Annotated in this window: 14 protein-coding genes and 1 pseudogene; 9 read left to right on the top strand and 6 right to left on the bottom strand. The window is 56.9% G+C overall.

The genetic code is table 11. The annotated features are described in order from the left end of the window. The 3 genes and pseudogenes from trkA to ACW17M_RS17995 all read left to right on the top strand — a co-directional run. Positions 1 to 149, top strand: a pseudogene (gene trkA / locus ACW17M_RS18005) (Trk system potassium transporter TrkA); the annotation flags it as partial. 52 nt (positions 150 to 201) lie between these two features. Beyond that, complete coding sequence (locus tag ACW17M_RS18000) at positions 202 to 1,650, top strand: TrkH family potassium uptake protein (protein WP_022520099.1); 1,449 nt, start codon at positions 202 to 204, stop codon at positions 1,648 to 1,650. Between the two features lie 45 nt (positions 1,651 to 1,695). Beyond that, positions 1,696 to 2,970 (top strand): TraB/GumN family protein, encoded by a 1,275-nt coding sequence (locus ACW17M_RS17995; RefSeq protein ID WP_457547890.1) that lies wholly within the window; start codon positions 1,696 to 1,698, stop codon positions 2,968 to 2,970. On the opposite strand, the gene ACW17M_RS17990 is transcribed toward ACW17M_RS17995, so the two are convergent. The 3 genes from ACW17M_RS17990 to ACW17M_RS17980 form a co-directional block, all read right to left on the bottom strand. After that, the gene (locus tag ACW17M_RS17990; RefSeq protein ID WP_457547889.1) at positions 2,905 to 3,744 is read right to left on the bottom strand and encodes a tRNA-uridine aminocarboxypropyltransferase; all 840 of its coding nucleotides are present in this window, start codon (positions 3,742 to 3,744) and stop codon (positions 2,905 to 2,907) included. The two genes, ACW17M_RS17995 and ACW17M_RS17990, sit on opposite strands and share 66 nt — an antisense overlap. Before the next feature lie 156 nt (positions 3,745 to 3,900). Beyond that, positions 3,901 to 4,380, bottom strand: a complete 480-nt coding sequence (locus tag ACW17M_RS17985) for a hypothetical protein (RefSeq protein ID WP_457547888.1) — start codon at positions 4,378 to 4,380, stop codon at positions 3,901 to 3,903. Then, a complete protein-coding gene (locus ACW17M_RS17980) occupies positions 4,377 to 4,682 on the bottom strand; it encodes a nucleotidyltransferase domain-containing protein (protein ID WP_457547887.1) in 306 nt (101 codons plus the stop codon). The genes ACW17M_RS17985 and ACW17M_RS17980 overlap by 4 nt, the downstream gene beginning before the upstream one ends. Positions 4,683 to 4,825: 143 nt before the next feature. Between ACW17M_RS17980 and bioB the strand changes: the two genes are divergently transcribed. The 6 genes from bioB to bioA are packed head-to-tail and all read left to right on the top strand — an operon-like array spanning position 4,826 to position 10,519. Next, positions 4,826 to 5,905, top strand: coding sequence for a biotin synthase BioB (gene bioB / locus ACW17M_RS17975; RefSeq protein WP_027957827.1), 1,080 nt, complete (start codon positions 4,826 to 4,828; stop codon positions 5,903 to 5,905). After that, the gene (bioF, locus tag ACW17M_RS17970; protein WP_161463237.1) at positions 5,898 to 7,055 is read left to right on the top strand and encodes an 8-amino-7-oxononanoate synthase; all 1,158 of its coding nucleotides are present in this window, start codon (positions 5,898 to 5,900) and stop codon (positions 7,053 to 7,055) included. Before bioB ends, bioF begins: the two co-directional genes overlap by 8 nt. After that, positions 7,037 to 7,783: an alpha/beta fold hydrolase gene (locus ACW17M_RS17965; protein WP_027957825.1), complete on the top strand. Its 747-nt coding sequence runs from the start codon at positions 7,037 to 7,039 to the stop codon at positions 7,781 to 7,783. Before bioF ends, ACW17M_RS17965 begins: the two co-directional genes overlap by 19 nt. Continuing rightward, positions 7,780 to 8,562 (top strand): malonyl-ACP O-methyltransferase BioC, encoded by a 783-nt coding sequence (gene bioC / locus ACW17M_RS17960; RefSeq protein ID WP_161463236.1) that lies wholly within the window; start codon positions 7,780 to 7,782, stop codon positions 8,560 to 8,562. Before ACW17M_RS17965 ends, bioC begins: the two co-directional genes overlap by 4 nt. After that, a complete protein-coding gene (bioD, locus tag ACW17M_RS17955) occupies positions 8,559 to 9,248 on the top strand; it encodes a dethiobiotin synthase (protein ID WP_027957823.1) in 690 nt (229 codons plus the stop codon). The genes bioC and bioD overlap by 4 nt, the downstream gene beginning before the upstream one ends. Continuing rightward, the gene (gene bioA, locus ACW17M_RS17950; protein WP_457547886.1) at positions 9,245 to 10,519 is read left to right on the top strand and encodes an adenosylmethionine--8-amino-7-oxononanoate transaminase; all 1,275 of its coding nucleotides are present in this window, start codon (positions 9,245 to 9,247) and stop codon (positions 10,517 to 10,519) included. The genes bioD and bioA overlap by 4 nt, the downstream gene beginning before the upstream one ends. 186 nt (positions 10,520 to 10,705) lie before the next feature. Here bioA and ACW17M_RS17945 read toward each other — a convergent pair whose 3' ends face one another. The 3 genes from ACW17M_RS17945 to ACW17M_RS17935 form a co-directional block, all read right to left on the bottom strand. Continuing rightward, a complete protein-coding gene (locus ACW17M_RS17945) occupies positions 10,706 to 11,419 on the bottom strand; it encodes an SIR2 family NAD-dependent protein deacylase (RefSeq protein ID WP_027957821.1) in 714 nt (237 codons plus the stop codon). Positions 11,420 to 11,462: 43 nt separating this feature from the next. Beyond that, a complete protein-coding gene (gene aceK, locus ACW17M_RS17940; protein ID WP_457547885.1) occupies positions 11,463 to 13,223 on the bottom strand; it encodes a bifunctional isocitrate dehydrogenase kinase/phosphatase in 1,761 nt (586 codons plus the stop codon). Between the two features lie 81 nt (positions 13,224 to 13,304). Then, positions 13,305 to 13,799, bottom strand: a complete 495-nt coding sequence (locus ACW17M_RS17935) for a CIA30 family protein (RefSeq protein WP_022520108.1) — start codon at positions 13,797 to 13,799, stop codon at positions 13,305 to 13,307. Positions 13,800 to 13,864: the final 65 nt, after the last annotated feature.

Here is a 13,864-nt window from a genome sequence, read left to right as displayed (position 1 = left end):
TCGGTGCGATTGTGCGCGGCAAGGAAGTCATTATCGCCCACGGCGACGTGATGGTTGAGAGCGGTGACCACGTGATTCTATTTGTGATCGACAAGCGCCGCATTCGCGATGTGGAGCGCCTGTTCCAAGTCGGCTTAACGTTCTTTTGATAACCCTCGAACCACGGCCACTGGCTGCTAATAACAGGAGCATGCGACAACCATGAGTCTGCGGGTTATTTTGCGCATTTTGGGGCTGCTGCTGATGCTCTTCAGCCTTACCATGCTCCCCCCAACGCTGATTTCACTCTGGTTTCGTGACGGCGTGTGGAGTGCCTTTATTAGCGGTATTGCGATTTCGGTGGCGACGGGATTACTGCTTTACCTTCCCAATCGACGCTCGCAAAAAGAGCTGCGTATCCGCGACGGCTTTATTATCGCCGCGATGTTCTGGACGGTGCTGGCGCTGTTCGGCTCACTGCCGCTGATGCTATTCGGCGAAGGCTCTCTCGGCGTCACCGATGCGGTATTTGAGTCGTTCTCCGGTTTAACCACTACCGGCGCCACGGTGATTACCGGCATCGATTTTCTACCCGAGTCGATTCTCTACTATCGCCAGCAGCTCCAGTGGCTGGGCGGCATGGGGATCGTCGTTTTGGCCGTCGCCATTTTGCCCACTCTAGGCGTGGGCGGTATGGCGCTGTATCGCACCGAGATTCCTGGGCCGTTGAAAGACTCCAAGCTCACACCACGCATCACCGAAACCGCCAAGGCGCTGTGGTATATCTACGCCACGCTCACCCTGGCCTGCATGATCGCCTATATGTTAGCGGGCATGAGCTGGTTCGATGCCTTGAGCCATAGCTTTTCCACCGTCGCCATTGGTGGCTTCTCCACTCACGACGCCAGCATCGGCTATTTCGATAGCGCTACCATCGAGATGATATGCGTGGGTTTTATGTTGATTTCGGCGTTCAGCTTTAGCCTACACTTTATCGCTTGGCGTGAAAAAAGCCTGATGCACTACTTTCACGACCCCGAAGCGCGCTTTTTGATGCTATTTCTACTCGCGCTGTCCGTGGTCACCGTGCTCTCTCTGTGGTTAACCGACACCTACGACACCGCGCGCGGTCTGAGACATGGGGTTTTCCAAGTCGTGTCGGTGGCCACCACAGCAGGCTTCAGCGTTGCCGACTTTTCCATGTGGCCCGGCGCCCTGCCCTTTTTACTGTTTGTGGCAGCCTTTGTTGGCGGCTGCTCCGGCTCTACCGGTGGCGGCATGAAGGTGATAAGGATCATTCTGATCCTCAAGCAGGGCATGCGTGAAATCATGCGATTGATCCACCCCAATGCGGTGATTGCGGTCAAAGTAGGTAAAGTCAGTGTCCCCGACAGCATTGCTCAAGCGGTATGGGGGTTCTTTTCAGTCTACGTGATGCTGTTCTTTTTAATGCTAGTGGGCGTCATGGCAACCGGGGTTGATCAGGTCACAGCCTGGTCGACGGTGGGCTCGGCCCTCAATAATCTCGGCCCTGCACTGGGTGAATCCCACACTCACTATGGCGACATGCCCAGCTTGGCGAAATGGATACTGGTCATGGCTATGCTGCTCGGTCGCCTGGAAATTTTTACGGTACTGGTGCTGTTTACCCCCGCTTTCTGGCGGCGTTAAGCGCTTCACGCCTACCCCCCTTATTGATCGATTTGAGAGCTGTTAATGAACCACGAAGATACATCTCACGACGAAACGCCCAACGCAGAAGCGGAGTCGCTGGCTGAAACACCGACTTCGCTGCCAGCCACCAGCGGGCCGTTAAAAACAATCACTGTCGGTGAAACCCGCTACACGCTGCTGGGCACGGCCCATGTGTCGGCGGAAAGTGCCGACGACGTGCATGCGCTATTGGCAAGCGGCGCCTTTGATGCAGTGGCTATTGAGTTATGTGACGCCCGCCACCACAGCATGTCCAACCCGGATGCCATGGGCGAGCAGGATCTATTCCAAGTATTTAGGCAAGGTAAGGCGGGTATGGTCGCCGCAAGCCTGGCGCTGGGCGCCTTTCAGCAACGGATTGCCGACCAATCCGGCATTCAGCCGGGGGCCGAAATGCGTGCGGCAGTTGAGGAAGCTAACCGACTGAAACTGCCGCTGTTGCTGGTTGACCGCGATGTCGGCGTAACGCTGAAACGCATTTACAGCAATGTGCCCTGGTGGCAGCGCTTCTCGCTGTTTTCAGGCCTGCTTGGCAGCGTGTTATCGCGTCAGGATGTCTCCAAAGAGGACATCGAAAAGCTCAAAGAGGGCGATATGCTGGAGGCCACCTTCAGCGAGTTCGCCGCCGAATCCGAAGCGCTCTATACACCGTTGATTCGCGAGCGCGACCGCTATATGGCGTTACGCTTAGCCGAAGACGCGCCGCCGGGGCGCTACCAGCACGTGTTAGTAGTGCTCGGCGCAGGCCACCTCAAAGGTACTGGCGAACATCTGGAAACACCGCTGCCCGCCGAGCCAAAGGTAGAGCGCGAAACACTGGAAGCCACCCCGCCACCGTCCAAGCTTTGGAAAGCGCTGCCGTGGCTGATTACCGCGTTGGTGCTTACCGGCTTTGCGATTGGCTTTTCACGCAACACCGACCTTGGCTGGCAACTGGTGCTTGAGTGGTTCTTGATTAACGGTATTCTCTCTGGCGGTGCGACGATTATCGCCATGGCGCACCCGGTGACCGTGATTGCCACCTTCTTTGCCGCGCCGCTCACCTCGCTGAACCCCACCATCGGCGCTGGCTTTGTGGCCGCCGGGGTTGAGCTCTTTATGCGCAAACCCAAAGTGCGCGATTTTTCATCGCTACGCCACGATGTAACGCAGTTGAAAGGCTGGTGGAAAAACCGTGTATCGCGCACCCTGCTGGTGTTTATTCTCGCCACGCTAGGCTCCGCGGTGGGCACCTGGGTGGCCGGATTCAGAATCGCCGGTGCTCTGTTTGGCGGCTAGGCGCCGCATCGCCGCAGTAGGCGGGTCGATTTTGTGATGCAATCGGCTCGCCGCGTAGCTATCGTTAAACACCTCAAAGTAGTCATCCAGCACGTCCGCTGCAACCGTATCCCCGCCCTGGCGCAGCAGCTCGATAGCCACCTCGGCAGTGCACAAGTGCGCTTTTGACGCTGGCTTGCGCAGCCGGTAGCGCGTCTCGCGCTCGGTTCTCAATGGCAGCACGGGCAAAGCATCTAGATAAGCGCTTTTACGGAACATGCGCCGTGCCTGACGCCAGGTGCCATCCAAAATAATAAACACCGGAATGCGCTCCTGCTCTTTCGCCGAGTGAACCGCTTCGATACCCACCACCCGATCCGCGTAGTCGGGCTGGTCATCGGGGAAAATCACAAAGGGGACATAGCGAGGGTCTTTCAACAGCGCTGCCAGCTGTGCATCCGGCGCCGTGCGGTACCAGGTAAACACCTGGGTCGTCGTGATCACATCGCGAATCAAGCGCCCGGTATTGGTCGGCTTGAAGTGCTCTATCGGATGCGTTATTAGCCAGACCTGAGCATGACTCTCGGCCTTCACCTGATAGGGGCACAGGCAATTCAGTACGGGTAGCTGACAGTTATCGCAGCGGGTAACAAAACTGCCCCGCGCCTTGAACTCGCGCCGCGGCGGACACGGATACTCACTGGTTAGGCTGTCTCCCGAACCAACAGCAGAGCAATCATTCACGGAGCTCTTATCAACAGAGCTCTTATCATCAGTGCTAGCAAAAGCAGACATCCGCGCTCCATAGGGTGGGAAAGCCAAGAGTGAAAAAGTTAAAACGAGAACTACCGAGAATGGTAAAGGGCGCAGAGTATAAAGCAGGGCAGCGCTTATCAGCTAGGCACTCTGTCATAAGAACAGAGCCATGAGAACGGGGCTATGAGGAAATGATTATGCGATAGAAGAAAGTGCAAGCTTTTGGTCAATGCGCTCCAGGATAGAACTCAAACTGGCTACTGACTCAATCGCCAACATCAGGATCGCCGCATTTTTATCGGGGTCATCTGGATATTCATGGGCGAAGCGATTGCGCAGCATTCTAAGCGCTTGCCATTGCTCACTGTCTTCGATGTAACCCAGCTTTTCCAGGCGGTGAAGCTTATCCAGCATGGGGCGATCCTCATAAGGCTCCTGTAAATACAGCAGCACAGAAGGGAACAGTCGCGCGCCAATAGCATCCTGCAATTTGCCAAACCGAAGCACGAATTGATCCAGACTTTGGATCTCTGCATCACTTAGTCGAGCAAAGCGCTCGCCGGTAATGGGTAGCGACGTTTGCAAAGACGACAACGCATAGTCAATGAAATGCCTATGACGCTGACACTCGCGCCAAGCATCAAGTAAACGCTGTTGCGAAATATCTTGAGTCATAACGCAATACCTGATTGTTCAGCTATGCGGAAAATGGCTGGGTAATGACCTCTATTGGGATAGTCGATCAACATATCGATCTTTTGTTCGCCCAGCGCCTGCTGAAGTTGCACCTGACAACGCATTTCGGCCCGGCCGATATCATTAACATCCTGCATGTCCGTGGTGATCAGTAGGTCGATATCACCGCCTCGACGGCGGTCATCCGTACGCGAGCCAAATAGCTTCACCCGCGCCTTGGGGCCGAAACAGCTTTTTACTGACTGGACGATCATTTGGCGCTGATAGTCGCTCAAACGCATAGTAGCTCACCTAGGGTGGGGTTATGCAAAGGCTAGCATATTTCCTCGCCACCACCGTAAACCTAAAAAAAATTCAACGTTGACACCCAAAGCGCAACGCCGCTAAAGTCTCGTCAACTATTAAAGGTAAAAAGGTTTACACCATGACCGTGCATCACGAACAGCTTCTTCATGCGCAGCGCCACGACTGGACGCTGGATGAGATCAACGCGCTTTTCGCGCTGCCGTTCAATGACCTGCTGTTTCAAGCCCAGCAGGTTCACCGTGCCCACTTCGATGCTAACGCGGTGCAGGTCTCTACCCTGCTGTCGATCAAGACCGGCGCCTGCCCCGAAGACTGCAAATACTGTCCCCAATCCGGCCACTACAACACTCAGCTGGAAAAAGAGAAGCTGCTGGAAATTGAAAAGGTCGTCGAACAAGCCAAGGCAGCGAAAGAGGCAGGTGCCAGCCGTTTTTGCATGGGCGCCGCCTGGCGAAGCCCGCGGGATAAAGATCTACTGCTGGTCGAAGAGATGGTTCGTCAGGTGAAAGCCGTGGGCCTTGAAACCTGCATGACGCTGGGGATGGTCGACGGCGAACAGGCCAGTCGATTGGCCACGGCAGGGCTCGATTACTACAACCACAACCTGGATACCTCGCCGGAGTTCTACGGTGAGATCATTACCACCCGCACCTACAGCGACCGGCTGGAAACGCTCTCCAACGTGCGCGATGCGGGCATGAAGGTCTGCTCTGGCGGGATTCTCGGCATGGGTGAAGATGCCAAAGACCGTAGCGCCCTGTTGCAACAGCTGGCCAAGCTCTCACCGCACCCTGAATCCGTGCCGATCAATATGCTGGTGAAAGTGCCCGGCACGCCGCTGGAAAATGTTGAAGATTTAGACCCCATCGAGTTCATACGCGCCATTGCGGTCGCCCGCATTATGATGCCGCAAAGCCATGTGCGGCTCTCCGCTGGCCGCGAGCAGATGAACGAATCGACCCAGGCGCTGGCGTTCTTGGCAGGCGCCAACTCGATCTTCTACGGCGATAAACTGCTGACCACCGGCAACCCCCAAGTGGATCGTGACCGTGCCCTGTTTGCCAAGCTGGGCCTGCACCCTGAGAAGCGCGAGACCTGCGAAAGCGAAGATACTCAAGCAGCACGCCTTGCCCAACAGGCACAGCAGCAGGTGCACGCCGAAAGGGTTGCCGAGCTGGCGGTAGACGCCAGTGTCTGAAGCGTGGCAACAGCGTCTGGCCGACGCCCGCGCTCATCGTCAACAGACGGAGCGCTGGCGAACTCGTCAGGTAGCCAAAAACAATACCCTCGACTTTGCAGGTAACGACTACCTGGGCCTCACCCTAGACCCTCGCGTGTGTGAAGCCCAGGCGGAAGGCGCGCGCCGGTTTGGCGCGGGTGCAGGTGCTTCGCACTTGGTCAGCGGTCATCTAGAGATTCACGACGCCCTGGAAGAAGCGTTAGCGCGCTGGACAGGCCGCGAACGTGCGCTGCTGTTTTCTACCGGTTATATGGCCAATCTCGGCGTGCTGCAAGCGCTGGCAGATCGCCATACCGCTATTTTCCAGGATCGCCTCAACCACGCATCACTAATTGATGGCGCTGCGTTAAGCGGTGCCCGCTCGCGGCGCTTTCATCACCGCGATGCCATTGATCTGGAAAGCCTGCTGGCGCGCAGTGAGTGCGCGCATAAGCTCGTGGTCAGCGATGGTGTTTTCAGTATGGATGGCAATATCGCCGACATCGCCACGCTGGTCGAAGTCAGTCAGCAGCACAGCGCCTGGCTGATGATCGATGATGCCCACGGCGTGGGCGTACTGGGTGAAAATGGCAGCGGCTGCGTGGGCAGCACTTGGAACAGCACCGAGGTGCCGATTTTGGTCGGAACCCTGGGTAAAGCATTAGGTACCGCCGGGGCTTTTGTAGCCGGGGATGCCGAGCTAATTGAGCACCTGATTCAGTTTTCACGCAGCTATATCTATACCACCGCCCAGCCCCCGGCGATTGCCGCCGCGACTTTAAAAGCGCTGGAGATTGTCCAGAGTGAGCCGGAACATCTCGCTCAGCTAAACGCCAATATCGCTTACTTTCGCCATGAGGCGCTGCACTTGGGGCTACCTCTCAGCGATTCGGCCACCCCCATTCAGCCGCTGATCCTGGGGGAGGAAGCGCGCACCCTAAGCTGGGCGCTGCAGCTCCAGCAAAAGGGTATACAGGTGGGGGCGATTAGACCGCCAACGGTGCCCAAGGGGGAATCCCGTCTGCGTGTAACTTTAAGCGCGCGCCATCAGCACGACGATATTGATCAACTGTTAGCCGCGCTCCACCACTGCCAGCACCAAGAGGCGTTATGCAGCCCCTGCGCTTAATCCTGCTCTCCGGCTGGGGAATCGGCCAGCGTATTTGGCAGCCGCTTGAGGCGCACTGGCCCGCCTGCCTAGCTGCCCAGGCGGTGGATTGGCCTGGCTATGGCGATACGCCGCCGCTTGAGGCTAACGCGGCGCTGCAAGAGCTGGCCGACACTATGGCCGAGCCGTTAGCCAGCGATGCGGTCTGGGTCGGCTGGTCATTGGGTGGGCTACTTGCTACGGCGCTACTGGCATATCTTCCCCCACCTCGGGGCCTGATTCTGCTCGGTGCGGGGGAGACGTTCTGTGTCAAAGGCGAGGTCAGCGCCAAAGGTGGCGTCACTAGCGCCGAGCTGAGTGCCTTCCAACGCGCCTTTCAGCGCGACCCCACCGCGACCTGGCAACACTTTTTGCGCTGGCAGACACAAGGTGAGCCCGGCCCCCGGCAAGTTCACCGGCAACTGCGTGATTTATTGGGCGATACACCGCCTGCCGACAGCCCCACCTTGGCTACCGGCCTACACTGGCTGGCAACCATTGATAATCGCCCACGCCTAGCGGCGCCCCCTTGCCCAGTGGTACGTCTCATCGGCGACCATGATCCATTCATCAGCCCCGCCCAGCGCCGCGTAAGCAAGCCCCTAAGCGATGTCGGCCACTGCCCGATGCTCTCGCAGCCCCAGGCACTCGCAGCAACGATTGGCCATCATGCCAGACAGATGACTGACGTCAGTACGGCGGTTTTATGAACGATCTAACGCTGAAGGCTGAGGTTAACTGGCAGGCACGGGTCGCCCACGCCTTTTCCCGGGCTGCTCCCCGCTATGATGTGCTCGCCACTGCCCAGCGCCACATAGGCGAGAAGCTTTGGGGTTCGTTACCTCCACACGCTTTTAACGTGTTGGATATGGGGTGTGGTACCGGCTACTGGACACAGCGGTTGGCTGAACGTTACCCGAATGCTCGTATAACGGGGTTAGATTTAGCCCCCGGCATGCTGGAACAGGCCCGCCAGCACCACGGTGAAAGCATTCATTGGCAACCGGGAGACGCCGCGGCACTGCCGTTTGGTAAGCATGCATTTGATCTGGTGTTTTCCAACCTGGCGGTGCAGTGGTGCCCCGACATTGGCGCGGTGATGGAGCAGCTTTACCGGGTCCTCACGCCCGGGGGATTGGCGCATATTACGACGCTGCTGCCAGGAACGTTAAAAGAAGTTGGCCATGCCTGGCAGAGACCCGAAGCGCTGCTGCAAACGCCTGATCGCGCCAGCGTCGAGAGAGCCATCGGCGAAAGCGGCTTAACCATCACCCGGCAGACGGCCACCGTTGAGCGCTTCTATTACCCTGACTTGAAGGCGGTAATGGCGTCCATCAAAGGTGTCGGCGCCCAGATTGCCCGGCCACAAGCCAGCCTTAGTCGAAATGACATCGCCGCCGCACAAGCGCGCTTTGAACAACTCCGCCAACCGGAAGGCCTACCCGTGAGTTACCACTGCTTAACGCTGCAATTGGAAAAATCGCTATGAACGTCTGGTTTGTGACTGGCACCGATACCGATGCGGGTAAAACATTGGTGACCAGCGGATTGCTATATACCGCCCGCCAACAGCAGTTGAGCACGCTGGGCTTGAAACCTATCGCCTCCGGCAGCCAAGCGACGCCTGAAGGCCTGCAAAATAGTGATGCTCTCGCCCTTCAGCATCAAAGCGTGCCGCCGGTCGACTACGCCACGGTGAATCCCATCGCCTTTGCCCCCGCCATTGCGCCTCACCTCGCTGCGTTAGAGGCGGGTCAGCCGCTTGAGATTAGCACCATCGTTAGCTTGCTGCGCGAAACGCTTAGCCAAACACCCAGAGACATCACTCTGATTGAAGGCGCCGGCGGCTGGCGCGTACCGTTAAACGAACAGGAAGATTTTGCCGACCTGGCGATGGCGCTTGAGCTACCGGTGATTCTGGTGGTTGGCCTAAAGCTGGGCTGCTTGAATCATGCCCGCTTAACCGCAGAAGCCATTCGCGCCGACGGCTTGGTATTAGCCGGCTGGGCAGGCAGCGTGGTAGACCCCGCTTTTGCGGCTGACACAGCCCGCTTTGAGGCCAATATTGCCCATCTAAACGCCAAGCTGGCGGCTCCCTGTTTAGGCATTATTCCCCATCTAGATGCCCCCAACGCCGCGAATGCCGCCCCCTGTCTTTCCCTGGAGCCGTTATGAAAACGCCAGTTTGGCACCCTTATGCTCACCTAAAAACCCAGACACCCGCACCTAAGGTGGTTGGCGGTGAGGGCGCTCACTTTATGCTTGAGAGCGGTGAACGCCTGCTGGATGCCACCTGCTCCTGGTGGTGCATGATTCACGGCTATGGCCACCCCCGTTTGGTGGCGGCCATTCGCGAACAGGCAGGCGAGCTGTGCCACGTGATGCTTGGCGGCTTGACGCATGAGCCCGCCGATCAATTAGCTCGTGAACTGGTGCGCATTACCCCCGCCGGGCTGAACCACGTTTTCTATTCAGACAGTGGTTCGGTGGGCATGGAAGTGGCGATGAAAATGGCCCTTCAATACCAGGTACTCACCGGCCACCCCGGCAAGCGAAAGATGCTCTCGTTGATGAAGGCCTACCACGGTGACACCACCGGCTGCATGGCAGTATGCGACCCTGAAGAAGGCATGCATAGCCTGTTCGCCAGTCTACTACCCCAGCACCATTTCGCCCCGGCGCCCACGGCCCCTTTTGATGCCACCGCTGAACAGGTCGAGCACGACCTTAGCGCCCTGCGCAGCGTACTTGAGCGCCACCATGAAGAGATCGCTGCACTGCTGATGGAGCCCCTGTTACAAGCGGCAGGCGGGCTCAACATGACCTCGCCAGACTATGTTACTGGCGCCAGGGAACTGTGCGATGAGTTTGGGGTGCTGTTGATTTTTGACGAAGTCGCCACCGGCTTTGGCCGCACCGGTAAGCTGTTTGCCGCTGACCACGCAGGCGTCACGCCGGATATTATGGTGCTCTCCAAAGGCTTGACCGGCGGCTATTTGGGTCACGCCGCAACGCTCGCCACGGATCGTGTCCACGACGCCTTTATCGGCGATACACCCCAGCACGCCTTTATGCACGGGCCTACCTTTATGGGCAACCCGTTGGCCTGCAGGGTGGCGCTGGAAAGCCTGCGCGTCTTCGAGGAAGAGAATTATCTAGGTAAGATTGCGAAGCTCAGCCAGCAGCTGCAGCGTGAGCTACTTGAAGACCAAGCGCTGAATACACATCCGGCAGTGGCCGACGTTCGAGTCCTTGGCGCCACCGCGGTGATCGAAGCGCACTCCGCCGAGGTGCTAAAAGGCGTAGGAGACTTCGCCCGCGAGCGCGGCGTGTGGCTGCGCCCCATTGGCCGCTGGCTGTATACCATGCCCGCCTACATTACTTCTGAAGCGGAAATTAGCCAGATTACCGATGTAATGAAGGCGTGGTTCTTAAGGCCTCAATAAAGCCACAATGATTACTAAACACGAGATCGGGATCAGCCTGTAGCGGGGGTCTTTTGTCATGACCGGAAAATGTTCCCAACAATTCCGGCATTTCCGCCATCCATGGCGGTCAGATGACAAAAGTAGCGCCCATGGACGGGTTTACAGCGCCCCCGCAGAAGGCTGTGCCGATCCAGTCTCGAATTTTCAAGACAACAGTAGATTACCCTGCTGCTTCCAGCGGTTTACCAACGCTGGAACGCCTTCTCCAGCGGTGGTGTTAATTGCCAATACGCCTGGCGGGCTGAGCATATCCGCCTCCGGGTCGACCAGTGCGCAGGGCGTGTCGTAGTCAATGTACGAGAGCAGCGAAGCGGCGGGCATAACTGCCAGCGATGTGCCGACGACCAGTAGAAAGTCAGCCTGACTGACAAGTTCACAGGCCTCCGCAAACAGCGGCACCGACTCGCCAAACCAGACCACGTCGGGTCGCAGTTGGCTGCCCTTGTCGCACACATTGCCTAGTTCGATGCCGCCTTTCGGCAGCGGGTAGCGCATGCGCTCATCGATTGACGAACGTGCTTTTAAAATCTCGCCGTGTAGATGTAATACATGGCGGGAGCCTGCACGCTCATGAAGGTCATCAATATTCTGAGTAATAATGCTGACGTTAAACCCCTCTTGCTCCAGGGCAGCTAGCGCCTTGTGCGCCGCGTTGGGCTTGGCACGACGGATCTGATCACGTCGTTGATTGTAAAAATCCAGCACTTGCTGCGGGTCACGTTGCCACGCCTCGGGAGTGGCAACATCCTCGACAGGATGGTTTTCCCATAGGCCGTCGCTGGCACGGAAGGTCTTGATACCACTCTCAGCACTAATCCCCGAGCCGGTAAACACCACCAAATGCGGGCTTGCTGCCATGATGACCTCGTTGTTTATGTTTCACTGTTTCTTAAGTAAGACACTAATATACTAGCTGGCCAATACTGCCCGCAAAACGCTGCTTATTGCGGTAAGGATAAACGTCGATGACACGGCCATCGATGATCGCCTGCTGCAGTTCCAGCCAGTAATCCGGGTCAAATAGCTCGGGGTGCTGCGCCATGAACATGTCGCGTAGGATCTTATTAGCGAACATAAAAGGCCCAAACTCCTCAGGAAAAATATCGTTAGGGCCGATAGATAACGTATCACCCCCCTGGAAGTCATTGCCCTGGGATTTGGGTATATGCCGAAAACGGCACTCGGTGAGGTAGCAAACTTCATCGTAGTCGTAGAAGATCACCCTTCCATGGCGTGTCACGCCAAAATTTTTCAGCAGCATATCGCCAGGAAAGATGTTCGCCGCGGCCATTTGCTTAATGGCATTGCCGTAATCCTTAAGCGCCGTCTCCTTCTCTTGGTCGCTGCACTGTTCCAGGTAGATGTTCAGCGGCGTCATCATCCGCTCGGTATAGCAGTGTTTGATAATCACCTTATCGTCTTTCAACACAACGGTTGAGGGAGCCACTTCCAGTAAGTGCTCCAGGCACTCCGGCGCAAAATGATCCTGGCGGACAATAAAATTGGAGAATTCTTGAGTATCGGCCATGCGCCCTACCCGGTCATGACGTTTCACTAGCCGATACTTTTCTCGCACTACGGCGTGGGTCACGTCTTTGGCCGGGTCGAATTTATCTTTAATGATCTTAAAGACGGTGCGAAAGCTGGGCAGTACAAACACCGCCATCACCATGCCACGCACGCCTGGGGCGATAATAAACTGATCTTCACGCCTGGCGACCTGACGATTCAACGCCCGGAAAAACTCGGTTTTACCATGTTTGAAGAAGCCGATGGCAGCGTAGAGCTCGCCTTCCGGTTTGTGCGGCATCAGTTGCTGAAGGTAATCGACAAACTCCCTGGGCACCGCTACCTCAACCTGGAAGTAGGCGCGGGTGAAGGAGAAAATAATCGACACCTCGTCGGTTTCGATCAGTACCGTATCCAGGTGTAGGCTGGGATCGCCCCCCTGCTGCTCTCCAAAACCCTCGCCATGGAGTACCGGCAGCACCAGCGGCACCTGCTCGCCGCCGCCCAGGATTCGCCCCACCAAATAGGCGCCTTTATTGCGATAAAAGACGCTATTCAGCAACTCGATTTCAGCATCACCGGCGTTCAAAATCGCCGTGGGTAAGTGCTGCTGTAAGAAGGTGGCGCCGAGATGAGTATCCTGATCTATTTCCGCAAAGCGATTTTCGAAGGGGGCATCGATAAGTGCCCATTTGAGGGCAGCCTGCCAGTCGCCATTAACCTGTTTGCGACGGCATAGGTCAATTCCCGAGCGGTGGGCGGCATCTTCCCGGGAGCTATACACAAACATCCAGTCGTTGCGGATATGGCGATGATGGAAAATAGCGCAGAACAGCGAGTTAAAGAAGGTTTCAGCGAGCTCATAATCGAGTCGGTGGCTGATCAACTCAGCGTAGTGGTTGCGCGCCTCGCGCCAGCACTCGCAGTGAGACACCACCTCGGGATCAAAGGTACGCTTTAAGCGCCCCAGAGTGTCATCAATCTTTTCCTTATAGAGATTGATACGCTCGGCGGATGCCTGCTGCGTTTCGCGCCACGCCGCGTCACGGAAACGACGGCTGGCATCGGCGGTAATCTCCTTAAAACGTGCACGGTACTCATCAAAGCCATGCAAAATCGTCGTCGCTAAGCGGTACGCAGGCGAGTGCTTCACGGGCTGGGCTCCTGTTGATTTGCGCTAGCGTTGCCTAACGGCAAACTACATGCGAGACGACCTTGGTTGGGTAGCCCCAGTTTAGCGCACTGCCGCAATACGTTTGAGCCGTAAGCAAAAAGGCCCCGCGGTGCGGTCAGCGATTAAAAAGCCAAGTTGGTGAATCTCGCTTGGCGTTACTGCCGGGGCGTCACTCAATAGCGTTCCCCGCCTCACCGCTTCAAAAGCATCCCATGAGAAGTACAGCGTCTCCCAGGCATCTTGAGAAGGCGTAAATTTCACTCGGTACGCTGAGGCATTGCCAAGGGAGGTGCTTTTCAAGCGCAGTTGATAGGTACGTCCGTCGCCCCGCACGGTCAGCTCTATGCCCTGGGCATCCGCTAGCGTTGGCTCGAACCCATTGGGCTCGCGGCGAACGGAGGCAAAGCCACCACCGTTTTCAAGCGACACCTCGCCCTGAAAGCGACCTACGCCATCGGTAACGCAAAAACCACTCTTTGAAACGCCACCCATCACGCCATCATCAACGGAGTACCAGCGCTGCTGCTCGCTGGGACTATCAAATGTCAACGCCATGACGACTCCTTATCATTAGCCAAAAAAGCCTCTTTGCCGCTGGGCAAAGAGGCTTGTTCAGCCTA

Source organism: Vreelandella sp. 2A-K22 (assembly GCF_054065485.1).
The sequence above is the reverse complement of the archived record's forward strand: the minus strand, read 5'-3'. Positions and strand labels throughout refer to the sequence as shown.